This window comes from Pseudomonas sp. PARCl1 (assembly GCF_947311875.1).
GTDB classification, from domain to species: Bacteria; Pseudomonadota; Gammaproteobacteria; order Pseudomonadales; family Pseudomonadaceae; genus Aquipseudomonas; species Aquipseudomonas juntendi.
In genome coordinates this window covers 74288-100967 of record NZ_CAMZMX010000003.1, presented here as the reverse complement: position 1 = coordinate 100967, position 26680 = coordinate 74288, and the positions used below count along the sequence as shown (strand labels likewise).

Sequence of the window (26680 nt, the reverse complement as noted above, 5' to 3'; positions counted from 1 at the left end):
CCAAAGTCTGATAGGGCTTTTTCCGGGTTAGTTCACCCCGACCCTGTAATTTCCAAATATTTCTGCCTGCGGTGCAACCCGCGTGCTAGCATGCTCGGCTTGTGTTCGCGCCTTTGCCCGGCGCAGCCATTTTTCTTTCCAGTCACTCTGGTTCGTCCCTCGCAAGCCGAAAGGCTTCTGCCACTGTGAGGCAGGCTTCCTTTGCAGGAAGGCAGGTCGGATCTTGTACTGGCTCATCCCAACCCACGTGACCTTTGGTAGGGGTCACCACTAGGAGAGGAGGCGCCATGCCCGTTATTACTCTTCCCGATGGCAGTCAGCGTTCGTTTGATCACGCCGTATCCGTAGCCGATGTAGCCGCATCCATTGGTGCAGGCCTCGCCAAGGCCACCGTGGCCGGCAAGGTCGACGGCAAGCTGGTCGACGCCTGCGACCTGATCAGCCACGACGCCACACTGCAGATCATCACCCCTAAAGATGCAGAGGGACTGGAGATCATCCGCCACTCGTGCGCCCATTTGGTTGGCCACGCGGTGAAGCAGCTGTACCCGACCGCCAAGATGGTGATCGGCCCGGTGATCGACGAAGGCTTCTATTACGACATCGCCTACGAGCGCCCCTTCACCCCTGAAGACCTGGCCGCCATCGAAAAGCGCATGATGGAGCTGATCGACAAAGACTACGACGTGATCAAGAAGGTCACCCCGCGCGCCGAAGTCATCGACGTTTTCACCGCCCGTGGCGAAGACTACAAGCTGCGCCTGGTCGAAGACATGCCGGACGAACAGGCCATGGGCCTGTACTACCACGAAGAATACGTTGACATGTGCCGTGGCCCGCACGTGCCCAACACCCGCTTCCTCAAGGCTTTCAAGCTGACCAAGCTGTCCGGCGCCTACTGGCGTGGCGATGCCAAGAACGAGCAGTTACAGCGCGTGTACGGCACCGCCTGGGCGGACAAGAAGCAGCTGGCAGCCTACATCCAGCGCATCGAAGAAGCCGAAAAGCGCGACCACCGCAAGATTGGCAAGCAGCTCGACCTGTTCCACTTGCAGGAAGAAGCCCCAGGCATGGTGTTCTGGCATGCCAACGGCTGGACCGTCTACCAGGTGCTCGAGCAGTACATGCGTGGCGTGCAGCGCGAAAACGGCTACCAGGAAATCAAGACCCCGCAGGTTGTCGACCGTATTCTGTGGGAGCGTTCCGGCCACTGGTCCAACTACGCCGAGAACATGTTCACCACTTCGTCGGAAAGCCGCGACTACGCGGTAAAACCGATGAACTGCCCGTGCCACGTGCAGGTGTTCAACCAGGGCCTGAAAAGCTACCGCGACCTGCCGCTGCGCCTGGCCGAGTTCGGTGCCTGCCACCGTAACGAGCCATCCGGTGCCCTGCACGGCATCATGCGCGTACGTGGCTTCGTACAGGACGACGCGCACATCTTCTGCACCGAAGAACAGGTGAAGAAAGAAGCAGCCGACTTCATCAAGCTGACCCTGGACGTGTACAAGGACTTCGGCTTCAGCGACATTGCCATGAAGCTGTCCACCCGCCCGGCCAAGCGTGTCGGTTCCGAAGAGCTGTGGGACCGTGCCGAAGGTGCACTGGCCGACGCCCTGAACGAATCCGGCCTGGAGTGGGAATACCAGCCAGGCGAAGGCGCCTTCTACGGTCCGAAGATCGAGTTCACCCTGCGTGACTGCCTTGGCCGTAACTGGCAGTGCGGTACCCTGCAGTACGATCCGAACCTGCCAGAGCGCCTGGATGCCAGCTATATCGCCGAAGACAACAGCCGCGTGCGCCCGGTAATGCTGCACCGTGCCATCCTCGGCTCGTTCGAGCGCTTCATCGGCATGCTGATCGAGCACTACGCTGGCGTGTTCCCGGCCTGGCTCGCACCGACCCAGGCGGTGATCATGAACATCACCGACAAACAGGCCGATTTCGCCCTTCAGGTGGAGAAATCTCTGAACGGTAGCGGTTTCCGTGCCAAGTCGGACTTGAGAAATGAGAAGATCGGCTTTAAAATCCGCGAGCATACTTTGCTCAAGGTCCCGTACCTTTTGGTTATAGGGGACCGCGAAGTCGAAACGCAAACCGTCGCTGTGCGCACTCGCGAAGGTGCTGACCTGGGCTCCATGCCCGTCGCCCAGTTCGTTGAGCTGCTGAATCAAGCGGTTTCCCGGCGTGGTCGCCAAGAATCGGAGTAATGACTATTAAGCGTGAAATGAGAAACGATAAGCGTGCTGTACCGAAGGCCCCGATCAACGAGAATATCTCGGCCCGCGAGGTTCGGTTAATTGGCGCAGACGGCGAGCAAGTTGGCATCGTCTCGATTGATGAAGCGCTGCGTATCGCTGATGAAGCGAAGCTGGACCTGGTAGAAATCTCTGCAGACGCAGTACCACCTGTCTGCAAGGTGATGGACTACGGCAAGCACCTCTTCGAGAAGAAGAAGCAGGCTAACGAAGCCAAGAAAAACCAGAAACAGATCCAGATCAAAGAAATCAAGTTTCGTCCAGGGACGGAGGATGGGGATTACCAGGTAAAACTACGCAACCTGGTACGTTTCCTTACCGATGGGGACAAGGCCAAGATCTCTCTGAGATTCCGCGGCCGTGAGATGGCCCACCAGGAGCTGGGCATGGAGCTGTTGAAGCGGGTCGAAGCCGACCTCGCCGAATACGGCACCGTTGAGCAGCATCCCAAGATGGAAGGACGCCAGCTTATGATGGTCATCGCCCCCAAGAAAAAGAAATAATCTCCCGGGCACGGCAGGCCTGATGATTATGTGTAATTTTATCGAATGCGGAGTTCCAACATGCCAAAAATGAAAACCAAGAGCGGTGCTGCGAAGCGCTTCCTGAAGACTGCTTCGGGCTTCAAGCACAAGCACGCTTTCAAGAGCCACATCCTGACCAAAATGTCGACCAAGCGTAAGCGTCAACTGCGCGGTGCCAGCTTGCTGCACCCGTCCGACGTGGCGAAAGTCGAGCGCATGCTGCGCGTACGTTAATTCTGGTTAAGATAGAGGAAGTTACTCATGGCTCGTGTTAAGCGCGGCGTTATCGCTCGTAAGCGTCACAAAAAAATTCTGAAGCTGGCTAAAGGTTACTACGGTGCACGTTCGCGCGTATTCCGTGTAGCCAAGCAAGCGGTCATCAAGGCTGGCCAATACGCCTACCGCGACCGTCGCCAGAAGAAGCGTCAGTTCCGCGCACTGTGGATCGCTCGTATCAACGCCGGTGCCCGCACCAACGGTCTGTCCTACAGCCGTCTGATTGCTGGCCTGAAAAAGGCTTCGATCGAAATCGACCGTAAGGTTCTGGCCGATCTGGCAGTGAACGAAAAAGCGGCGTTTGCTGCGATTGTCGAGAAAGCTAAAGCCGTTCTGGCTTAAGTACCCGCGACAATCACCCGGCGGCGCTCGCGGCGCCGGGCATTGAACGTCATCGATAGGGGAAGAGCCTTCAAAGCTCTTCCCCTATTTTCGTATCTGGAGTCTGTACATGGAAAACCTGGATGCGCTGGTCTCCCAAGCCCTAGAGGCCGTGGAGCGCGCTGAAGACATCACTACCCTGGAACAGATCCGGGTTAACTATCTCGGCAAGAAAGGCGAGCTGACCCAGGTGATGAAGACCCTGGGCAACCTGCCAGCCGAAGAGCGGCCGAAAGTCGGCGCGCTGATCAACGACGCCAAAGAGCGCGTTACCGTTGTGCTCAATGCCCGCAAGGCTGCCTTTGAAGAAGCCGAGCTCAGCGCTCGCCTGGCTGCCGAATGCATTGACGTCACCCTGCAAGGCCGTGGCCAGGCCACCGGTGGCCTGCACCCGATCACCCGTACCCTCGAGCGCATCGAGCAGTTCTTCACCCACATTGGCTACGGCATTGCCGAAGGCCCAGAGGTGGAAGACGACTACCACAACTTCGAAGCGCTCAACATTCCCGGCCACCACCCGGCGCGGGCGATGCACGACACCTTCTACTTCAATGCCAACATGCTGCTGCGTACCCACACCTCGCCGGTGCAGGTGCGGACCATGGAGTCCACCCAGCCGCCCATCCGCATTGTCTGCCCGGGCCGCGTTTATCGCTGCGACTCGGATATCACCCACTCGCCGATGTTCCACCAGGTCGAAGGCCTGCTGATCGACCGCGACATCAACTTCGCCGACCTCAAGGGCACCATCGAAGAGTTCCTGCGCGTGTTCTTCGAGAAAGAACTGGCGGTGCGTTTCCGCCCATCGTTCTTCCCCTTCACCGAGCCGTCCGCCGAAGTCGATATCCAGTGCGTGATGTGCTCCGGCAACGGCTGCCGGGTGTGCAAGCAAACCGGTTGGCTGGAAGTGATGGGTTGCGGCATGGTGCACCCGAACGTGCTGCGCATGTCTGGCATCGACCCGGAAGAGTTCCAGGGCTTCGCCTTTGGCATGGGGGCCGAGCGCCTGGCCATGCTGCGCTATGGCGTCAACGATTTGCGTCTGTTCTTCGACAACGACCTGCGGTTCCTGGCGCAATTCCGCTAGGCCCAATCGACGCAATTTTCAGGAGAACAGCATGAAATTCAGTGAACAGTGGCTGCGCGGTTGGGTAAACCCGCAAGTCTCTCGTGACGAACTGGTTGCCCGCCTGTCCATGGCCGGCCTTGAAGTCGACAGCGTTACCCCCGCTGCCGGCCAGTTCAGCGGCATCGTGGTAGGCGAGATCCTGGCCACCGAACAACACCCGGACGCCGACAAGCTGCGTGTGTGCCAGGTAACCAACGGCCAGGAAACCTTCCAGGTCGTGTGCGGCGCCCCTAACGCCCGCCCAGGCATCAAGGTGCCATTCGCCATGATCGGCGCCGAGCTGTCTGGCGACTTCAAGATCAAGAAGGCCAAGCTGCGTGGCGTCGAGTCCTTCGGCATGCTGTGCTCGGCTGCCGAGCTGGAAATCAGCGAAGAAAACGACGGCCTGCTGGAACTGGCAGCCGATGCCCCGGTAGGCGAGAACATTCGTACCTACCTGAGCCTGGACGACGCCAGCATCGAAATCGGCCTTACGCCGAACCGCGGTGACTGCCTGTCCATCGCCGGCCTGGCGCGTGACGTCAGCGCCCTGTACGACACCCCGGTCAGCCGCCCGGTAGTGCCTGCTGTACCACCAGCCCACGACGAAGTGCGCCCGGTTGAAGTCAGCGCCCCGGCTGCATGCCCGCGCTACCTGGGCCGCGTTATCCGTAACGTCGACCTGAGCAAGCCAACCCCGTTGTGGATGGTCGAGCGCCTGCGCCGCAGCGACGTGCGCAGCATCGACGCCGCCGTAGACGTCACCAACTACGTGATGCTCGAACTCGGCCAGCCGATGCACGCCTTCGACCTGGCAGAAATCAACGGCGGTATTCGCGTACGCATGGCCGAAGAGGGCGAAAAGCTCGTTCTGCTCGACGGCCAGGAAGTGGCCCTGCGCGCCGACACCCTGGTGATCGCCGACCATACCCGTGCCTTGGCCATCGCCGGCGTCATGGGTGGCGAGCACAGCGGTGTAAACACCGAAAAGACCCGCGACCTGTTCCTGGAAAGTGCCTTCTTCGAGCCGATTTCCGTTGCCGGTAAAGCCCGTTCCTACGGCCTGCACACCGATGCCTCGCACCGCTACGAGCGCGGCGTCGACTCGCACCTGGCCCGCGAAGCCATGGAGCGCGCCACCCAGCTGCTGCTGGACATTGTCGGCGGCGAAGCCGGCCCGGTCGTCGAAGCCGTCAGCGAGCAGCACCTGCCGCAGGTGGCCCCGGTTACCCTGCGCGCCGAACGCATCACCCAGATGCTTGGCATGGAAATGGACCCAGCCCAGGTCGAGCAACTGCTCAACGCCCTGGAACTGACCACCAGCAAGGCAGCCGAAGGGGAGTGGACCGTCACCGTGCCAAGCCACCGCTTCGACATCAGCCTGGAAGTGGACCTGATCGAAGAACTGGCCCGCCTGTACGGCTACAACAACCTGCCGGTCCGCTACCCGCAAGCGCGCCTGGCGCCACAGGGCAAGCCGGAAACCCGCGGTGACCTACCGACCCTGCGCCGCCTGCTGGTTGCCCGCGGTTACCAGGAAGCCATCACCTACAGCTTCATCGACCCGAAACTGTTCGAACTGTTCAGCCCGCGCGTAGAGCCACTGCTGCTGGCCAACCCCATTTCCAGCGACATGGCCGCCATGCGTGCTTCGCTGTGGCCGGGCCTGGTCAAAGCCCTGCAGCACAACCTGAACCGCCAGCAAGACCGCGTGCGCCTGTTCGAAAGCGGCCTGCGTTTCGTCGGCCAGCTGGGTGACCTGCAACAGCAGCCCATGATCGCTGGCGTGGTCACCGGCAGCCGCCTGCCAGAAGGCTGGGCCAACGGCCGCGACGGCGTCGATTTCTTCGACGTTAAAGCCGACGTGGAAGCCTTGCTGGGTTATTCCGGTGCCCTGAGCGACTTCACCTTCAGCGCCGGCAAGCACCCAGCCCTGCACCCAGGCCAGACCGCCGCCATCGAGCGCGACGGCAAACTGGTCGGTTACCTCGGCGCCATCCACCCAGAGCTGGCCAAAGCCCTGGACCTGGACCGCCCGGTGTTCCTGTTCGAGCTGGTGCTTGGCGACGTGGTCGAAGGCCGCCTGCCGAAATTCAGCGAACTGTCCAAGTTCCCGGAAACCCGTCGTGACCTGGCCTTGATCGCCGGCCGTGACGTGGCAGCCAGTGCGGTGCTTGAATTGATTCGTGACAATGCAGGCGAATGGCTCACAGACCTCAGGCTGTTTGATGTCTACCAGGGTAAAGGTATTGATCCTGATAGAAAAAGCCTGGCCGTCGGCTTGACCTGGCAGCATCCATCGCGCACTCTTAACGACGATGAGGTGAACACTACCCTGCAAAACATCCTCACCTCGCTCGAACAAAGGTTGAACACCACGTTAAGGAAATAACGGCATGGGTGCTCTGACGAAAGCTGAGATGGCCGAAAGGCTGTACGAGGAGCTGGGGCTTAACAAGCGTGAGGCCAAGGAGCTGGTCGAGCTGTTTTTCGAAGAAATTCGGCACGCACTTGAAGAGAACGAGCAGGTCAAGCTGTCCGGTTTCGGCAACTTCGACCTTCGCGACAAACGCCAGCGGCCGGGCCGCAACCCCAAAACCGGGGAAGAAATCCCGATCACCGCACGGCGCGTCGTCACCTTTCGTCCAGGGCAGAAGTTGAAGGCCCGGGTTGAGGCCTATGCTGGAACCAAGCCATAACGACGAACTGCCCCCCATACCGGGCAAACGCTACTTCACCATTGGCGAAGTGAGCGAGTTGTGTGCCGTAAAGCCACACGTGCTGCGGTATTGGGAGCAGGAGTTCGACCAGCTCAACCCTGTGAAGCGGCGGGGGAACCGGCGGTATTATCAGCGGCAAGACGTGCTGATGATCAGGCAGATTCGCGCGCTGCTGTACGAGCAGGGGTTCACCATTGGCGGGGCGCGGTTGCGGCTCTCCAGTGATGAGGCTAAAGATGATTCGAGCCAGTACAAGCAGCTGATTCGGCAGATGATTGTCGAATTGGAGGATGTGCTGGTCGTGTTGAAGAAGTGAGCTGTGGCTTTTCGGGTGAGTGAAAATTTTTTTGAGAAAAAGCTTTCATTTATCAGAGGGTTAGGGTACATTCTTCAACGTTCTCGGCAGTATTGAGAACATGCTTCAAGCCCAGTCGGGGCGTAGCGCAGCCCGGTAGCGCACTTGCATGGGGTGCAAGGGGTCGAGTGTTCGAATCACTCCGTCCCGACCAAAATACTCCAAGAAATCCAAGCACTTACGGGTGCTTGGATTTTTTTATTTCCGCCTTTTTTGCTTGCCACCTCTTAAATGGCTATTCTGGTTGCCAATTGGTTGCCAGTTGAGATTGGCTTGGCAGATTGGATGGCGCATCTGAAGAGTCGAAGCTGACGCGCAAAGTTCATTAGCCCAGCACAGGCGTCTGTTGGGGTTGTCCGTCGAGCTCGAATCACGCGTAGCCTTGTTGTGGTGGTATGCCACGTGATTGGTTTAGGTGCGTTGTGGTGTCCTGTATCGTGAGGCTGTTTGGTTTGAAAATTCTTGATCGCAGTTCGCGCCAGTTAAAGAGCAAGGATGACCATTGATGGACAAACTTTGGAAGCAGATCACCCAATCCGATTACACATGGGAGCGGGAAGCGCTGGAGTTTGCCAAGCGACTGCTCCCTGATCACGATCCGTATCGTGCATGGGCCAATTTCGAGTTCATCGCCCAGGACGGCTCAATCAACGAAGTTGATCTCATGGTGCTCACGCCTAAGGGTATGTACCTTATCGAGATCAAGTCTCATCCGGGCGTCATTGCTGGTGACGCAGCCAACTGGGTTTGGGAAAGGCCTCTGCCCAAGGGGGGGCAAAAGATCTTCGATAACCCCCGCCTGCTCGCGCGACGTAAGGCGCAAAAACTAGCTTCGCTGCTAAAGATGCAGCCTTCATTCCATCGAAGCAAGGAAACAGTCCCCTTTATCGATGCCTTGGTGTTCCTCTCTGCGGAGGACTTGATCATCAAGCTAGAAGGTAATGCGCGCCAAGGGGTGGTGAGCAGGCAAGAGTTGCTCCGCGAAATCACGCTTATCGATGAGAGCTGGAAGCATCGGCAGATTTCTGCCTACGCGGCCAAGGTCATCTCGCGTGCTGTCGAAGAGGCGGGTATCAAAGAGTCCGTACGTATGCGTCGCGTCGGCAGCTATGAGCTCCAGAGCCTTCTCTACGAGTCAGACACATATCAGGATTGGCTGGCTTTGCATCCAGACCTAGGTCTGCAACGCAAGGTGCGCATTTACCTGACGCAGGATAAGCCCGAGGAAGAGGTTTCTCGGCTCGAAAAAGCAGCAAAGCTTGAGTTTCGTTTGCTTGAGGGAATTGAGCACCCAGGGATTTTACGGGCTTACGAATTTCAGCAGCACGATAGCGGTCCTGCTGTGGTCTATGAGCATGATCCCAAAGCGTTTCGTCTCGACCATCTATTGATGCATCTGGGCAAGGATCGCCGCCTGGATATTGTTGAGGCTACTTACCTGCTTCGCCTAATAGCAGAAGCTGTGCAGTACGCGCACGGGCAAAAGCTCTATCACCGTGGGCTAAGTCCTCAGTGTATCTGGGTCAAGCAGCTGGGTGAGGAGAAGTTCAGTGCCAAAATCAGCAACTGGGCCACTGCCGAGCGAGTATTCGAGAGTGAATCGCGCAACATCAGTGCGCTAACCCGTCTGAGCAACCTTGTACATGAAGAGGCCGGGCCTTATGTCGCTCTGGAAGCGCACACTGGTGCTGCAGACGGTGTGCACTTGGATGTGTTCTCCCTGGGTGCGATCGCCTACCACTTATTTACAGGTAAGAAGCCCGCGCAAACCGATATTGAGTTACTGGACAAGCTGCGCCGAGGCAGTGGTCTGCAGGTTACCGATGAGATCAACGGTGCAAGCGAGGCTATGCAGTACCTGGTGCAGTACGCCACGCACCCTGATGTCGGCAGCCGGTTGGAATCGGTCAGTGAGTTCATCAAACGACTGGATGACCTTGAGGACGAGCTTAGCCAGCCAAGCACGCTTCGAACTAACCCAACGGAGGCCCGTAAAGGTGACCTCCTGCCAGGAGGCTTCCAGGTTATTCAGTCACTTGGCAAAGGTGCGTGCTCAGTCGTATTCCTGGTTGATTACCAGGGGCAGTCTCGCGTCCTGAAGATCGCTTCGACACCTGACCACAATAGCCGTCTTACGAGAGAGGGCGAAGTGCTGGCCAGGTTGCGGCACCAGGCCATTGTTCCTTACTACAAAACCCTGGATGTCGTTGGCCATACCGCTCTGCTACTCGACTATGCGACCGAGGGCACCCTGGCTCAGCGCCTCCGCCATGCCGGCGCTGTGCAGTTGGAGTTGCTTGAGCGCTTCGGTGACGACTTGCTCAGTGCGGTTGTGCATCTAGAAGACCAGGCGCTGGTGCATCGTGATATCAAGCCAGAGAACATCGGCTTGGTGATGCAAGGCAGCGTTCTTCACCTCATGCTTTTTGACTTCTCCCTGTCCAGTGCCGGTGCTGACAATATCAGTGCTGGCACTCTGGCCTACATGGATCCGTTCATCCGTGATCCTGGCCGCCGCCGTTGGGACGACCATGCCGAGCGATTCTCCGTTGCGCTGACCCTTTACGAGATGGCCGCAGGCGCTTTGCCCGGGTGGACGTCCTCTGAAGGGCTGCCACATCAACTCGAAGGTGAGCTGGAGGTTGATCGAACCGTCTTCGATCCGAGCATTCGCGATCGCATGGTTGAGTTCTTCAAACGTGCCTTGGTTCGTGATGTGCGCAAGCGCTTTGCCAGTGCCGGGGAGATGCTGCGTGAGTGGCGCAAAACATTCCATGACGCGCGCAGTGAGTCTCTGCATACGACTCAGCAGCCTGTGGAGCGTACTTGCCCCGTCAGCGAGGCTCAGCTGGATACGCAGATTGGCCTGTTGGCTCTGAGCCCACAAGCGCTGGACACCCTCAGCCGCCGGAACATCAACAGCGTTGCTGACCTCATCAAACTGAATCGCTCCCGCGTTCGAGTCTGGACGGGAGTGGGGGTGAAGACCCGTAATGAGCTTTCCGATGTCATAGGTCAGCTTCAGGCGCGCCTTCTGGACGGCCAACAAGTTCAGCAATTGGATAGCAGTGATACCAGCGTTGTAAGTGTCGACCGTCTGTTCCAGCAGGTTCTGCCAAAGTCCACCGATCAGACTCGCTTGAGCTTTCTTAACGAATACCTGGGTCGACTGGACGAGGATGCGCCCAAGGGCTCTCACAACGTTCATTGGCCTACGCCGGCAGCCATCAGCGGCCACCTCGGCATTGAGACTCTGCTGGTGCGCGAGCTGGTCGATAAGGTTCTGACCCAGTGGGGTAAGACCAAAGCGATTACGGACTTGAGAGAAGACATCGTCGGCCTGCTGGAGGATAACGGCGGCGTAATGACGGCGGTCGAAGTTGCTGACGCAATCCTGCTTCGTCGCGGCTCGGTGCAAGACAGCCCGCTGCGTGAGCGCTGGGCCTATGCCGTCGTGCGGGCAGCCGTGGAAACGGAATTGAGTAAACAGGAGCCTCGTTGGCTTTTGCGTCGCTCCGGTAACCGCTTCCTGATTGCCGATAATCGTCAGGGGCGAGGGGAGGAACTGGCCGATTACGCTTGCGACCTTGGCAGCCTGGCAGATGAGTGTGCGCGCCAGCTGCCACTGCTGGCTCCTGTTCGTACGCTAGAGAAGATCCGGGCTGTGCCAGCGCCAGAGTCATTTGCAGGTCTGAGCAACCACCGGCTTCTGCGTTTGGCTGCAGCTGCATCCGAGAGTGCAGCGCTATCCAGCCGTGTGGAATTCTATCCGCGAGAGATGCTCGCCAAGCTTGCTTTGGAGTTGGCCCAGGGTGCGCTATTGGGCAGCAAGGCGCTTACCGTCAAAGATGTTCAGACACGCGTAGCCGGCCGCTATCCCGCAGCGCAGGAGCTACCTGGCCGTCCCGAGCTGGATGATTTGGTGCGCTCCCTCGATATCGGTTTCCAGTGGAATGGCAGCTTTGAGTTTGCCAACGGCGATAGGGGCGGTTACTGCCTGCCAAGCGCAGGGATGACCAGCTTCGCATCAGCCGGGTCTACTCACTACAGCCAGACTCAACAAGGCGAAGACGACACCACCACACTCAAGTCGGTTAAAGAGCTGGGCTTGATGCTGGAGAAGGCAGTGACTGCCTCCCACTTCTTGGCGCTGACCGTCAGGCCGCGTCAGTGGTGGCAAGCGCAGGAAAAACTCTGCCGAGACTATCCGTTTAAGTGCATCAGTTTTGATGAACTGCTACTTCGCCATGTACAAGCTGTATGCGCCAGTATGCCCAAAGCGCCGGATTGGCAAGTGGTGCTCAAGGCAGACGCCTGTGAGCACAGTTCACGTGATTGGCAGAACCTGCAGCGCCTGGTGCAGCGCGCGTTACCGGGCATGGCTGAGGAGATTCTGCAGGCCGGTCAACCAGTGCTTCTGACGGAGCCAGGGCTGCTGGCGCGCTATGAGCTGGTGACAACATGGCTGAATGATCTGCGCCAACAGTTGATGAACGTTATCGGTCGCAGTGGCATTGCGTTGCCTGGGTTGGTTCTGCTCATCGCCGTGGATGCGCAGCGTTCCGCGGCCATGATCGATGACGTATTGGTGCCTACAGGCGCAGGTAGCAAAGAGTTTGCCCATATTCCCAGTAGCTGGCTTGACGATTCCCAGTCACTGCCTCAGGCAGTTAAAACCACTGCCTAAGAAAAATTGATAGCAGACCCAGAACCTTCAGGTATTGGGCCACATGCATAAGGATTTACCTGTGATTAACCGTGCCGATCTTCTGAAAAACCTGCAGTCCCTGTTACCGCATATTGAGAAGGACATCCTCGCCTACAGCGAGTCCAACGCGGAGCTCAGTGAGCATTTACAGAGCCAATATCGCGCGGCAGTTGAGGCCGAACGCACCGCCGAGCACTTCGTTTCCTGGCGCGAAGCGCAAATAACCCAGGCTGCAGTGGCCTGGGTATTGAGCTGTGTGTTTGTGCGTTTTCTTGAAGACAACGGCTTACTGAACGAGCCAGTGTTGGCTGGCCCGGTAAGTGATGCGCAGGGGCGAAATGCCTTGCAGCAGGCTAAAGAGCGCATGGTGGCTTACTTCAACGAGAACCCGACCTTTGAAGAGCGTCACTACCTGCTGGATCTATTCGCGGAACTGGAAAAATATCCGGTGATCGCGGAGCTCTTGGATCATCGCCATAACCCCCTCTGGCAGATTCCGGTTTCGGCTGATGGTGCCAAACGTCTGATCGATTTCTTCCAGAAGATCGATGCAGACAGCGGTGAGATCCTCCACGACTTTACCGACCGGGAATGGGATACTCGCTTCCTTGGCGACCTCTATCAGGATCTCTCTGAATCTGTGCGCAAGCGTTATGCGCTACTGCAAACTCCGGAATTTGTTGAGAGCTTTATTCTCGATTACACCCTGGAGCCGGCGATTCAGACTTTCGGTCTATCGGGGTTGCGCCTAATCGATCCTACATGCGGTTCAGGGCACTTTTTGCTGACGACCTTCGAGCGGGTGTTCAATCAGTGGTTGAAGCGCGAGCCAGGAACTAATACCCGTGAGCTGGCACAGCGCTCACTGGATGTGGTGCATGGCACCGATATCAACCCTTATGCCATTGCCATTTGTCGTTTCCGTCTGCTGATGGCTGCCATGAAGGCTTCAGGTAGCAGCAAGATGAAGGGTGCGCCCAGCTTTCATTTCAATCTGGCGTGTGGTGATTCACTGTTGCATGGTCGTCGATTTGAGTGGCAGGGGCAGGGTATCCAGGGTGGATTGTTGGATGAGGGAAATCAGCACGTTTATGAGGTGGAAGATCCCGCGAGACTCGAAAAAATTCTCGGGCAGCGTTACCACGTTGTAGTGGGTAATCCACCTTATATTGTCGTTCGCGATAAATCTTTGAATCAGGCTTATCGAGATAGATATCGAACTTGTAAAGGCAAGTACTCATTAGGTGTTCCGTTTACGGAGCGTTTTTTTGATTTGACAGTTATTGCGGAAGGTAGTCGACCTGCTGGCTTCGTGGGAATGATAACTGCCAATAGCTTCATGAAGAGATTGTTTGGTCGAGAGCTGGTCGAAAAATACCTGCACCGGAAGGATGTGACGCACGTTATTGATAGTGCCGGTGCTTACATACCGGGTCATGGTACGCCAACTGTAATTCTTTTCGCGCGCAATCGTGCCCCTGGCGCTGAGCATGTACGTGCGGTTATGGGTAAGAGAGGTGAGCCTGCTACCCCGGTTGATGCGTCCCAAGGTGAGGTGTGGTGTTCTATTACCGATATGGTAAATACGCCAGGCCGAGAAAATGATTATGTCAGTGTGGCTGATCTTGATAGGTCTTTGTTTTGTGTGCATCCATGGAGTATTGGTGGTGGTGGTGCTGGTGAGCTAAAGGCGCTACTTGATGAAACACACAGTCAGCGCTTAAGTGTAGTCGCTAACAATATTGGGATTGCAGCTGTTACACTTGAAGATGAAGCTTTTTCCTTTTCAAAGCATGTCATTGAGCGTCTCGTTGGAGATCAGGCTGAGTTTGTTACGATGGTGGATGCGGACGCCATTCGTGATTGGGCAGATTTCTCTAAGAATTTGGCCATATTCCCATATAGTGGAGAAGATCTGAAGGTGGCTGTGCCCTCTTCTATTAGGAGTTTTCTTTGGCCGATCAGGACTAATCTCAATAACAGGGTTTGGTTCCGTAAGAGTCAGGCTGAGCGTGGTTTAGATTGGTGTGAGTATGGTCATATTTCAAGGGATAACTATTCATTTGACTTGGCGCTCTCATATCCCGAGGTTGCAAGTCATAATCACTTCTATCTAAGTCAGTGTCGTAAAGTCTATCAGCAGACGTCACCCTTAATTACTCTTGGTAAAAAAGCAGTTAAGGACGACTACTATTCTCTGCTGGGTATCCTCAATAGCTCTTTGGTATGTTTCTGGATGAAGCAGGTGAGCCAGCAGAAGCAGATGACTGGCGGTGATGGTGTTCGTGTTGAGTCAAGGGCCAAGGTTCCTTATCAGTTCTCCAGCACGTCTTTAAAGAAGCTGCCTATACCTGAAATATTTGAGAGGCCCGAATTTAGAAGGACTGTTTCTAGCCTGGCTGCCCAGGCAGATGAAGCGGCAAACCGAATTTTGCAGCTTTCTGCGGATCAAGTTTTAGCTCGGGCGCTTGAGCAGGGGCTTGACCTTGAACATTCCTGGCTTGATGCACAGGCAGAGAGGAATAAGCTCAATAGTAGGCTTGTCCTTATACAGGAGGAGTTGGACTGGTGCTCTTATTATGCCTATGGGCTATGCGACTACTCACTGTTGGCTGATGTTCAGGCTTGGTTTGATTCTGATATTAAAGCTGGTGAGAGGCCTTTTGAGATACTCGCAGGGGTAAGTGAGGAAGGCTTTTCCGTTCCAGATAGTATTCCCCATAATTGGCCAGAAGAGATGCAAGGCAAATGGAGGCAACGGATAGATGCCATCCATACAAATCAGTGGGTTCGTGTTGTCGAGGATTCGCATTACAAGCGGCGCTGGATTGGTCGTCAAGGATTATTTAATCATGTGGCGAAAAATGATGAAATAAAAACGGCATGCAAAAATTGGATGCTGAAGCGACTTGAGCATTCTTGTAAATTGAGTGAACTAAAAACGTGCGCTCAATTGGCTGATGTCATCCGGGCTGACGAAAATGCGGGTCGTGTTGCTGATTTTTGCTATGGCGAATTTTTTGATCTGCAATCGATTGTCGCTGATTTAGTAGATGCTGAGCATGTGCCGCAAATGGCTGCGGTTCGTTTGAAAACAGTCGCAATGGATAAGTTCAGGGCATGGCAGGAGGTATGGGAGAAGCAACGTCTGGAGGATGCGATTGATGTTAAATATGGAGTTGATCAGCCGCTGCCTGAGGAAGACGCCCTGATTTCTGAAGAGAAAGCTAAATACGACCTGGCTTTAGCTCAAGCAAAGCTAGAGAAGACTGAGCGAGTGGGCACCGTCCCGTTGCCCCCGCAATACAAGTCCACTGATTTCCGTAAGCCCAGTTATTGGCCGCTGCGCGGCAAACTGGATGTCCCTAAAGAGCGCTTCTTCTCATTACCTGGCTGTGAAAAAGACGGCGATACCACGCTTGTCATCGGTTGGGCCGGCTTGAACCACTTGCAGCGTGCTCAGGCCATTGCAGCTTGGTATCTGGATCGCAAAGAAAGCGAGGGTTGGGAAGCTGAGCGACTGAAGCCCATGCTAGTGGCGCTGGATGAGTTGATCCCCTGGTTGAAGCAGTGGCACAACGAGGTGGATCCAGAGTTCGGCGAGCGCATGGGGGATTACTACGAGGGCTTCCTTCTCGAAGAACTGCGCAATCTGGAAATTACTCGAGCCGACCTTTTGAGTTGGCAGCCGGCAGCTGTAGCTGGAAAGCGTGGCGGTCGAAAAAAGAAAGTGGCCGAGCAGAACTGATTCTGGGGTTTGACGCATGACATTGATTAAAGAGCTGATCGAGATCCCAGAAAAGGTTCAACGGGGTGATTTCGTTCTTAACCTGTCCAGTGGTTTGGCTGATGCAGCTATCAGTCAAACGCTGGAGCAGTATGTGGTGACACCGCAGCTGCGGCTGTCGTTCGAGGATGCCTTGAGCTTTATCAAGAGCACCGTAGAGCGCAATCAGAACCGTCAGAAAGGCGCGTACCTTCACGGCAGCTTCGGTAGTGGTAAGTCGCACTTTATGGCGGTGCTGCACCTGCTGTTGCAGGGCAATCCCCAAGCCCGGGCGATCAACGAGCTGGCGCCGGCTGTAGCCAAGCATGATGAGTGGCTGCAGCAAACCAATATCCTGCTGGTGCCCTACCACATGATCGGTGCCGCCAGCATTGAGGCGGGTGTGCTGGGTGGCTACGCGCGGCATATCAAGCACCGTCATCCAGATGCACCGGTACCCGGCTTCTACATGAGTGACCGGTTGTTCCGTGATGCGCGACAACTGCGCAGCAATATGGGCGATGAGAATTTCTTTGCCACGCTGAATAAAGGGGCAGGAGCGGCAGAGGACGACGGCTGGGGAGATCTCTCGACCGGTTGGGATGCAGCCAGTTTCGATGCAGTGCTCAATGACCAAGCCGGTGCTGACGATAAGGCTCGCTTGGTTGGAGATCTGATCGGCACCTTTTACAGCTCCATGGCGGATATGGCCAACAGCGAGTACGGCGGCTACGTCGATTTCGATGAAGGTCTGCGCATCATGACGGAGCATGCCAAAGCGCTCGGGTACGACGCGATTATCTTGTTCCTCGATGAGCTGATCCTCTGGCTGGCCAGTCACCTATCTGACCAGCGCTTTATCGCCAACAACATTCAGAAAGTGGTGAAGCTGGTTGAAGCCAGTGAGCAGCGTGCGTTGCCCATGGCCAGCTTTATTGCCCGTCAGCGTGATCTGCGTGAGTTCGTTGGAGATCAGTACAACGGCGCGGAGCAGCAAGCACTGAGTGACTCGCTTAAGTACTGGGATGGTCGTTTCCACACCATCACTCTGGAAGACCGCAACCTGCCAGTGATTGCCGAGCGTCGCTTGCTCAAGCCGATCAATGCGGCTGCCAAGGCGGAAATCGACAGTGCCTTTGCGGCCATGGATGCCGGTTTGCGCAGCGAGGTGCAGGAAATCCTGCTAACCAACAAGGGTGACCGCGAGATGTTCCGCTCGCTGTATCCCTTCAGTCCTGCTCTAGTGCAGGCGCTGGTGGCGCTTTCTTCCGCTCTTCAGCGCGAGCGTACTGCGCTCAAGGTTATGCTGATGCTGTTGGTCGATCAGCGCGAAACCCTGGAGTTGGGTGGATGCATACCGGTCGGTGATTTGTATGACGTGATTGCCTCCGAGGCTGAGCCGTTCTCGGAAGTGATGCGCATGCATTTCGACAATGCTCGCCATCTGTTCGAGCGCAAGTTGGTGCCATTGTTGGAGGAGGAGCACAACCTCAAGCTGGACCAGTTGCTCGCGCTGCCGGTCAATGACCTCGGCCGTCGTGCATTTACCAATGACATGCGCCTGATCAAAACGTTGTTGCTGTCGGCGCTGGTTCCTGAGGTGGAGTGCTTCAAGCAGCTCACAGCCAACAAGCTCGCTGCGTTGAACCACGGCACCATCAAATCACCGATCCCTGGGCGTGAAGCGCAGACGGTATTGCAGAAGTGCCGAAAATGGGCGGGGCGTGTCGGTGAGATCAAGATCAGTGATGACTCCAACCCTGTCATCGCGATTCAGCTTTCAGGCGTGGATACAGAAAGCATTCTTGAGCAGGCGAAGATCCACGACAACGACGGAGCGCGTCGCAAGCTGATCAAGGATTTGCTGTTCGAAGCGTTCAGTGTTCAGGATGACAACCAGCTGTTTATCGAACATCCCTTCGTCTGGCGCGGCACTCGTCGTACCGTTGAGGTTATGTTCCAGAACATTCGCGAGATTTCAGACTTCACCACCTTTGAGGCGCGTGGTGATGATTGGAAGGTGCTGGTCGACTTTCCATTTGACCAGGGCAATCACTCTCCCGCGAGCGATAGGGCACGCATCCAGGAGTACGAAGCCACTGGTAATGCGACACAGACCCTGTGCTGGTTGCCGTATTTCTTCAGCCAGTCGGCCCAGCGCGATCTGGGAACCTTGGTGACCCTAGAACACGTACTGAAAAGCGATGATCGCTTCGCTTCCTTCAGTAAGCATCTGAGTCCTATTGAGAGGGGCCAGGCACGTACGCTTCTCGATAACCAGCGTAGCCAGTTGCGCCAGCGTATCCGTGATTATCTGATGGGCGCATTCGGTGCTGCGCAGCCGCTGCCGGGTTCGTTGGATGATTCGGTCCAACTGGAGAGCCAGGTCTATTCGCTAGAGCCTGGATTTACTCCGCAGCTGCCGGTCGGTAGTAACTTGCGAGCGGCCTTCGAGCACCTGCTTTACCAGGCTCTGAGCTTCCAGTATCCGGATCATCCTGAGTTCGATGGTGAGGTCAGGCTCCCTGACCTTGGGAAGGTGATGGAGCAGTTGCGTCGGGCTGTGCATGCCAGTAATGGCCGCATCGATATCGATACGCAGTTGCGCTCGATCATGCGTTCCATTGCTCAGCCATTGAAGCTGGGTGAAATGCATGAGCGGCATTTCATTTTCAAAGATGACTGGTCAAGGCACATGACTCGTGAGCTGGCTAAGGATGAGTACGCCGGGGATCCAGTGACGGTGAAGCGACTAAGATCGGCCATTGATCAGCCGACACCAAAAGGTCTGCCAGACATTGTGCAGAACCTGCTGATCATGGTGTTTGCCGAGCATGGCCAGTATGCCTTCTCACTGCATGGCCAGGATTATGAGCCGACGCTCAAGGACATGCCCGATAACCTGCTGCTGACCAAGCAGGATCTAGCTGAGCCAAACATCTGGAAGCTTGGCGTAGATAACGCCTCTGCCATATTCGGCATGACGCCTAACAAGCTGCGCACCGCCAACCATCAGAATGCACTGGAAAAAGATGTGCAGGATGAGGTTAAGCGTCAATTTGGGCATTGCGAGGAACTGGTTACTGAACTCAGAAGCGCATTGAGCCGGGTTAGCCAAGCGACGCAATGTAATCGTCTGCGCAATGCTGAGTATGCCGTGAGTTTGTTGCAGACCTTACAGGGCAAGCAGGGGGCAGAGCTGATCGCTGCGCTGGCAGATATACAGCCTCCCACAAACTCGATGGCTCTCGCCAAAAGTATCGTTAGTGCTGCGAGCGTGACCCAGGCAATCCAGGACAATAACTGGCAACTGCTGGAAACCGTGTGGCAGTCGGGGGCTGCTGAGGCGCTGCAGATTAAGCAACGTGTCAGTGCCGCACTGGCCGCCGATGAGTTGGTTACAGCGTTGGCACAAGTACTTCGCCAGGCGCAGGCTGATGCCACGTCGCAGCTGACGCGCAACGTCATACCGCCGACCACACCGGATGTGCCGCCTGCCGATACCGGTAGTAAGGGTGCCGGCGGCAGAAAGGTGCTGGAGCAGGTTCAGCAGAGTGGCTTGACCAGCAAGCAGGCGCGCAGTTTGTTCGCCGAGATTGAGAGTAAATTGCAGGGCGGCTATGTGCTGGATGTGAGTTACAGCATTGTGCGCACGGATGGTGTCGAGGATTGAGGTGATGTTGATCATGCAGGCGAGCGCGACATTGCCGATGCCGGTGGTGACCCAACTGCAGGCAGTTTTTCAGCGTGATGCTGAGGCTGACTGTGTGGCATTAGTGTGGCACAACCCATTAACTGCTTTGGCTGTAGAGCAAGTGGTCGAAGGGCGAAGAGTCAGGGCCGTCTACTGCGTGTCTGAGCTGGCGATGCGTGAGGCCTTGGTCAAGCATTTCCAGGAGCGAAACGACACCTCAGAGCGTCTTGTGCTGCTGTCGGGCTTTGCCGAGACGGATCTGGCTATGGACGTGCTGGCGAGAATCTGGCGCAACGAGCCGCAGCGGATAAGCCCTTGGAAGACCCTGCAGCAACTAATTCGTGTCAGGGACATTGATCCTCGTCTAACGCGCAAACATGGCCGTTGGGTAGCTGAGGCGATGCTCAATGGTGTTGACCGTTATCAGGGGAAAATCAGCTTCGGCGAGATTCTGGATGAGGAGACGGCCTGGCGCGCTATCGCCATGTCTAATCTGAACTACCAAGAAGCCACGTTGGATCTGCAGTCGGTATTGAGTTGGAGCACTAAGGGTGATGTGAGTGCGCTGATTACGGCTCTGCCAGGCGATATTCGAGACAACCTCGGAGATTGGTTGGCCCGCGGCCTGCCCGACACTCATGATGTGGTATCGACGCTGCTTCTGAATGATCAGGGGAGTGATCTGCTCCCCGTCGCCTTGGCGTGCTCCGTGTTGTTTTCCTCGGACATTGAACGCTTGTCCGAGCTTGATTTAAGCCAGTTGCATATCAGTCGAGGGATCTTCCGTGAGCGCTTTTTGGGTGGGAAGAAGATCGAATTCCGAGCCCTGCAGCCACTGGGCGAGATTGCAGTTGCTCTGGTCCGGCAATGGGTAGGTGCTCTCGGTTTTCCTAGCTATGCGCGTTTTTTGTCGAAAGCAGAGCAGATTCTTGCGAGCTTAGATATGCAGGCTGCCGCCGAGCATTCTGCTCTGTTACCTTGCGGTCTACATGCTCGCTTTAGCACTTTTGCCACCGCTTTGGATCAAGCTCTGAATGGTGGCGACTCCATGCCTGCGGAGTCCGCTCTGCTGCTGATAGAGGGGCACCGTCTGGCTGGTTTGGACCGCTACAGCGAGACGGTTGCTCGGGCCAATATGGCCATGCGACTGCTGCGTTGGCTCAAGCTGGCGCCGAACATGGACGGGACAGTAGTTAGCCTGATCGGTGATTACATCGAGCACGGTGGTTTTTGTGATTGGGCACGAACCGCGATTTGGGCGGGAGATGCTGAGGAGTCCCTGAGTGCGGTTTACCTGAAGCTCTCAAAGCAAGTCGGGCGTTACAGGGAGCAGCAAAACCAGGCATTTGGACATCAGCTGGCAAGCATTGCTCGTGGTGATCATCTGCCTGCTCGACTCATTCCCGTCGAGCGCGCCCTGGATGATCTTGTTGCACCATTGGCTGAGCAGGGACAAGTGCTTTTGCTTGTGCTGGATGGGATGAGCGAAGCCGTCTACCGGCAGTTGAGTGCAGACCTCACCCGTAATCATTGGTTGGAGCTACAGCCTGCTGGCGTACAGGGCGATGCATGCCTGGTTGCAGCCTTGCCCACGGTGACTCAGGTCAGCCGTTGTTCGCTACTGTCTGGGGCGCTGTGTGAAGGCAATGCCAACGACGAGAAGAAGGCTTTCAGTAGTCATCCGCAACTGAAAAAACTGGCTTCCACCAAGTTCCCACCGCAAGTGTTCCATAAGCAGGATTTGTCCCAGTCTGGATCGGGCAGTTTGCAAAGTAGCGTTCGAGGGGTGATCGCGGGTACAGAGCACCGAATTCTGGCGGTGGTGATCAATGCCATCGATGATCAGCTGTCCAGTAGCTCACAAGTAAAGGTCGACTGGTCGTTTGAAACCGTGGCCTTGCTGCGCCATGTGATGGAGGCCGCTCGCGAGGCTGGACGTGTGGTGATCATTACCAGTGATCACGGCCACGTGCTCGATCATGATTCGGTTTACCAGCAGTCGGCCGCCGAAAACGGCGAGCGCTATCACCCAGTTGCACCTGGCATTGCTCCATCTGAGCTGGAAGTCCTGTTGTCTGGTGAGCGTGTCGTGACCACCAATAAGCAGGTAATCCTGCCCTGGTCAGAACGATTGCGCTATATCCGAAGCAAGAGTCATGGTTACCATGGTGGCGGTTCACTCCAGGAGGTGGTAATCCCGCTTGGGGTTTACATCAATGCCGCCACGCGACAGGCGATGGATGGTTGGCGGGAGGTGCCTCGTCGCCTACCAGCCTGGTGGCATTCGACAAATTCCATTCAGGGAGAGGCGCCGAGCGCGGCTGATCAGTTCAGTGTGCCTGCCGATGCACCCACTAAGAAAGTAGTTGGCAAGAAGCACGCTATGGCTGAGGTTGTCGACGATATGTTCGGCTTTGGAGCACCTTTAACCACAGCGAGTAATAAGGCCTCGCAGGCAACCACCAGCGACTGGATTGGAGCGCTGCTCTGTTCGCCTGTTTATCGCCAGGTTCGCGATAGGGCAGGCCGTACAGCGATCAGTGATGAACAAATGCAGGGGTTGCTGAGGCTGATGGAGAAACACCGCTGGCAGGTTATGGAGGCTGTGCTTTGTTCCGAGTTACAGATCCCGAAACTGCGGATTCGTGGGTTCCTCGCAGGAGCGCAGAAACTGCTCAATGTGGATGGCTATCCAATCCTTTCAGTCGAGCGTGATTCCCAGACAGTGCGTTTGACCGTTGCAGATCTGAAGAAGCAGTTTGAAATTCAATAACTACAAGGTGTAGTAGGCATGTCGATTAGCCAACAACGTCGTCAGGATATTCTGGATGCTCTGCGGCGAGGAACTGTGCCGCAGTATGGTTTAGATGCCTTGGCTGTTGGTTTGTTGCCCTTTGAGCGCGCCTTCGATGAAGAGCTGGAAAAGGTCAGTCGGGGCGGGGCTGTTTTCAAGGCTATTCGTGGCGAATACGGCAGCGGTAAAACTTTTGCGTCACGCTGGCTGCGAGAGAAAGCCCATCGGCTCGGCTTTGCCTGCGCCGAGGTACAAATTTCCGAGACTGAGACGCCGCTGCACCGCCTTGAGACGGTCTACCGACGCCTGATGGAGCGTTTGACCACGCCGGAGATGCCCTCGGGCGCGTTTCAGAATATTGTCGAAGCCTGGTTCTACACCCTGGAAGAGGATGTGCTTGCCCAGCATGACATCGACCCCAATGACTCAGAAGCGTTGATTGATGCCACTGATTTGCTGATGGAGAAGCGCTTGGGTGAAGTAGTGCGCTCTGCACCTGCGTTTGCCCTTACCTTGCGGGCCTATCGAAGAGCTCTACTGGAAGGCGAGGAAGAGATTGCTAACGGGCTTTTGGCTTGGATGGCAGGTCAGCCGAACATTTCTGCTGCGGTTAAGCGCTATGCAATGATCAAGGGCGACATCGACCATTTCGGCGCGTTGAGCTTCCTGCAAGGTGTGCTGACCATCCTCAAAGATTCTGGGCACCCAGGACTGCTGCTTGTGCTCGATGAGGTTGAAACCCTCCAGCGCATGCGCGGAGATGTTCGCGACAAGAGCCTGAATGCGCTGCGTCAGTTGATGGATGAAGTAGACTCTGGGCGATTCCCTGGTCTCTATCTGGTGATCACGGGTACTCCAGCCTTCTACGATGGCCCTATGGGTGTTCAACGTCTGTCTCCTCTGGCCCAGCGCCTGGCTGTGGACTTCACCACTGATGCTCGGTTCGATAATCCTCGCGCCGTGCAAATCCGCCTTCGTGGCTTCAGTCAGGAGTCACTGGAGGAGGTCGGTCGCAAGGTGCGTAACCTGTATGCTGATAACAGCGCTATGGCTGACCGCATTCTTCGGCTGGCGGACGATGACTACATCGTTGAGCTGTCAAGGGCAGTCACCGGAAAGCTGGGTGGCAAAGTTGGGATTGCACCACGGATCTTCCTTAAGAAGCTGGTGGGTGAGGTTCTGGATCGTATTGACCAATTTGAAGACTTCAATCCGAGGCAGCATTACGCATTGACCATCTCGGATACCGAGCTGACATCGGTCGAGCGCGCCACAAGTGCGGCAAACTCAGTTGACGATATTGAGCTCGATCTTTGATCCGCCTGAGTGGAGCTTTGCTGCATGAGTGAGTTCGATAAGCTCCATCCAGCCTTGCAGCATCACATCGTCAACTCTCTAGGTTGGAATGGTTTGCGGCCTTTGCAAGAGGCCACTATTCAGCCCGTTCTGGATGGCGAGCACGCGATCTTACTGGCTCCTACGGCAGGCGGAAAAACCGAGGCAGCAAGCTTTCCCGTGTTTTCACGCATGCTCAGTGAGAGCTGGGAAGGGCTTTCTGTTCTCTATATCTGCCCGATCAAGGCGCTGCTCAATAACCTTGAGCTGCGGTTGAGTTATTACGGGCATCTCCTGGGGCGCAGCGTTGCTCTGTGGCATGGGGACATCAGCGCTGCGCGTAAGGCCAAGATTGTGGCCTCGCCACCAGACATTCTGCTGACAACCCCTGAATCGCTAGAGGTAATGCTGGTCTCCAGCAAGGTTGATCATCAACAACTGTTTGCCAATGTGCGGACGGTGATTATTGATGAGGTACATGCCTTTGCCGGTGATGACCGTGGCTGGCACTTGTTGTCTGTCCTTGAGCGAATTAGCGTTCTTGCCGGGCGAGAGATTCAGCGATTGGGGCTCTCTGCAACCGTGGGTAACCCTGACGCTCTATGCGACTGGCTGGCAGGTAGCTGTGCAGCAAGAAGGAGCGTGATCAACCCTCCTGCTGAGAATAATGTGATTCCTGACGTCCAGGTCGATTGGGTCGGGTCGCTGAAAAACGCAGCAATTGTGATTTCAAGATTGCACAAAGGCGAGAAGCGCCTCGTTTTTGTGGATAGCCGTTCCAAGGTCGAGGAGCTTGCGGTTGAGTTACGTTGCCTAGGTGTTGCCACCTACATCTCCCACAGCTCTTTGAGCTTGGAAGAGCGGAGAGCTGCTGAAGAAGCGTTTTCCCAGGGCAATGACTGCGTAATCGTTTCTACTTCGACGTTGGAGTTGGGTATCGATGTGGGCGACCTTGATCGGGTTATCCAGATCGATGCTCCGTATACGGTGGCTTCGTTCCTGCAGCGTATTGGTCGAACCGGCCGGCGCGCGGGCAGCTCTCGAAACTGTCTGTTTCTGACTACCAAGGAAGATGCATTTCTCCGTGCTGTGGCGTTGTTACAACTATGGCGGCAAGGCTATGTCGAACCTGTCGAGCCGCCCGCGAGGCCAATGCACATTTATGCCCAGCAAACGATGGCATTGGTGCTTCAGCAAAAAGGAATCATCGTCGCCGACGTCGATCAGTGGATGTGCCGCATGCCGGGTTTTGCCGGAGTAACGCCCGATGACCGTGCTGGCGTTATCAGCTACATGCTTGCGGCCGGAATATTGCACTCTGATGAGGGGCTTATCGGGATTGGCAAGGCCGGAGAGAGGGCATTTGGTGAGAAGAACTTCATGGAGCTCTTCTCGGTGTTCACGACGCCTCCCATGGTTAAGGTTTTTTGGGGCAAGCAGGAGCTAGGGGAAGTTCATCAACTGACCTTTGCTGTCCGTGATAATGGCCCGGCGTTGCTTACTCTTGGCGGGCGCAGCTGGCAGACGACCTATATCGACTGGCCGCGGAAAAAGGCTTTTGTCGAGCCTTCGGAGGTGCGAGGTAAGTCGCAATGGGTCAGCGATGCGCAGCCGCTGAGATACGAGCTATGTCGTGCGATTGCAGATGTGTTGGTTTCAGATCTTGTTCCAGAGGGGCTTTCATCCAGAGCTCAGGCACTGCTTGCCGATCTGCGTGACCAATATGGCTGGATGGAGTCAGGTAAAAGTACTCTGATCCTTGATGCCGATGGTAATGCGATTTGGTGGAACTTCGCAGGCAAGTTGCTGAATTCGGCAATGAAGGATCTGCTGGCTAATGAGGCAGATAAGCTCATCGCCGACAACGAGTGCTTGAGTTTTCGGCACGTCTGTTCTGGCGAGGCGCTGGTAAGTGCTATTCGAGAGATTCTTGCGGGTGATGCGCGTGATTTGGCGGTGCTGCTGGATGAGGCCTTTGTACAAGAGCTGAAATTTGCTGAGTGCTTGAGCCAGAAAGAGATTGATCGTGAGCTGGGACAGCGGTACTCAGTTGATAGTGACTTCCAGAAGTTCTGTCGTAATTCACTTGCAGTTCTTAGGGTAAGGGATAACGCCTGATATGAGAATCATCCGTCTTAGCGAAGTCATTCGGACAGTTGGTCTTGCTCGATCAATACAAGTTGATAGGTGAGGTGTGGCGTTGAGGATGAGTATGAGAAAGCGCTGTGGCAGCAGTATCCTCAGCTAGCCCGTCTAGAGGCACAAACGAAAGTGTACATGGCATGTTGGGTCATTATGAATAACTTTGTGAGCGCGCGCCTACGCATTCTCCGTATTAAAAATTCGCTGCTTTCGCCATACGATAATCAGTCACCTAATCCATAAAATTGATTTTTACAAATTTCGAGTCGACTTTCCCAGTGCAGTCACTCCCTTGAAGGCCTCACGCATGCTCTCGACAGCTTCAAGCACGCCCGTAAGGTTATCCGGCGTGTTTGCTGCAAAGGCCATTACTTACCGATTTATGCATGAGGATAGTTATTAGAATACTGTTCGTTGAGTCGGGTGGCGCATTGAGAGGCCGTTTTATCAAATCTTAAATGCTCAATCTTATTACTGTGTCTGCGGCCTGCCTAACGGTTTGACAAAGATCTCGAAGTACTCAAATACCGCTTCCTGCGTTAGGCGGAGACCATGGACCACGCCCCCTTATTGGCATACAGTGATGGCTTTTTGATGCTCCACTGAAAAGCCGAACGTT

At 55.8% G+C, this 26680-nt stretch carries 14 protein-coding genes and 1 tRNA gene; all 15 read left to right on the top strand.

Annotation, left to right across the window (positions count from 1 at the left end):
• Positions 1–287: 287 nt before the first annotated feature.
• The 15 genes from thrS (at position 288) to QME24_RS02570 (ending at position 26037) form a co-directional block, all read left to right on the top strand.
• Complete coding sequence (thrS, locus tag QME24_RS02640) at positions 288–2210, top strand: threonine--tRNA ligase (protein ID WP_054904111.1); 1923 nt, start codon at positions 288–290, stop codon at positions 2208–2210.
• Positions 2210–2761 carry a translation initiation factor IF-3 gene (gene infC, locus QME24_RS02635; protein ID WP_012052879.1) on the top strand — a complete coding sequence of 184 codons (552 nt, stop codon included), beginning with the start codon at positions 2210–2212 and terminating at the stop codon, positions 2759–2761. The genes thrS and infC overlap by 1 nt, the downstream gene beginning before the upstream one ends.
• A 60-nt stretch (positions 2762–2821) precedes the next feature.
• Positions 2822–3016: a 50S ribosomal protein L35 gene (gene rpmI / locus QME24_RS02630; protein WP_003250667.1), complete on the top strand. Its 195-nt coding sequence runs from the start codon at positions 2822–2824 to the stop codon at positions 3014–3016.
• Between the two features lie 27 nt (positions 3017–3043).
• Positions 3044–3400, top strand: a complete 357-nt coding sequence (rplT, locus tag QME24_RS02625) for a 50S ribosomal protein L20 (RefSeq protein ID WP_003250671.1) — start codon at positions 3044–3046, stop codon at positions 3398–3400.
• A 109-nt stretch (positions 3401–3509) separates the two neighbouring features.
• Positions 3510–4526 carry a phenylalanine--tRNA ligase subunit alpha gene (gene pheS, locus QME24_RS02620; protein ID WP_280091421.1) on the top strand — a complete coding sequence of 339 codons (1017 nt, stop codon included), beginning with the start codon at positions 3510–3512 and terminating at the stop codon, positions 4524–4526.
• A gap of 31 nt (positions 4527–4557) precedes the next feature.
• A complete protein-coding gene (gene pheT, locus QME24_RS02615; RefSeq protein ID WP_054904110.1) occupies positions 4558–6939 on the top strand; it encodes a phenylalanine--tRNA ligase subunit beta in 2382 nt (793 codons plus the stop codon).
• A gap of 4 nt (positions 6940–6943) precedes the next feature.
• On the top strand, positions 6944–7246 hold the full coding sequence (gene ihfA, locus QME24_RS02610) for an integration host factor subunit alpha (RefSeq protein ID WP_003250679.1): 303 nt from the start codon (positions 6944–6946) through the stop codon (positions 7244–7246).
• Entirely contained in the window at positions 7227–7583 is a 357-nt protein-coding gene (locus QME24_RS02605) for a MerR family transcriptional regulator (RefSeq protein WP_009685877.1), read from the top strand. Before ihfA ends, QME24_RS02605 begins: the two co-directional genes overlap by 20 nt.
• 116 nt (positions 7584–7699) lie before the next feature.
• A tRNA-Pro gene (locus QME24_RS02600) sits at positions 7700–7776 on the top strand.
• 351 nt (positions 7777–8127) lie between these two features.
• Positions 8128–12309 (top strand): BREX system serine/threonine kinase PglW, encoded by a 4182-nt coding sequence (gene pglW / locus QME24_RS02595; protein ID WP_064590784.1) that lies wholly within the window; start codon positions 8128–8130, stop codon positions 12307–12309.
• 43 nt (positions 12310–12352) lie between these two features.
• Positions 12353–16078 carry a BREX-2 system adenine-specific DNA-methyltransferase PglX gene (pglX, locus tag QME24_RS02590; protein ID WP_281690744.1) on the top strand — a complete coding sequence of 1242 codons (3726 nt, stop codon included), beginning with the start codon at positions 12353–12355 and terminating at the stop codon, positions 16076–16078.
• A 16-nt stretch (positions 16079–16094) separates the two neighbouring features.
• Positions 16095–19769, top strand: a complete 3675-nt coding sequence (locus tag QME24_RS02585; protein ID WP_064590780.1) for a hypothetical protein — start codon at positions 16095–16097, stop codon at positions 19767–19769.
• Between the two features lie 4 nt (positions 19770–19773).
• On the top strand, positions 19774–22563 hold the full coding sequence (gene pglZ, locus QME24_RS02580) for a BREX-2 system phosphatase PglZ (protein ID WP_064590921.1): 2790 nt from the start codon (positions 19774–19776) through the stop codon (positions 22561–22563).
• Between the two features lie 18 nt (positions 22564–22581).
• Positions 22582–23901, top strand: a complete 1320-nt coding sequence (gene brxD / locus QME24_RS02575; RefSeq protein WP_064590779.1) for a BREX system ATP-binding protein BrxD — start codon at positions 22582–22584, stop codon at positions 23899–23901.
• 24 nt (positions 23902–23925) lie between these two features.
• The gene (locus QME24_RS02570) at positions 23926–26037 is read left to right on the top strand and encodes a DEAD/DEAH box helicase (protein WP_064590777.1); all 2112 of its coding nucleotides are present in this window, start codon (positions 23926–23928) and stop codon (positions 26035–26037) included.
• Positions 26038–26680: the final 643 nt, after the last annotated feature.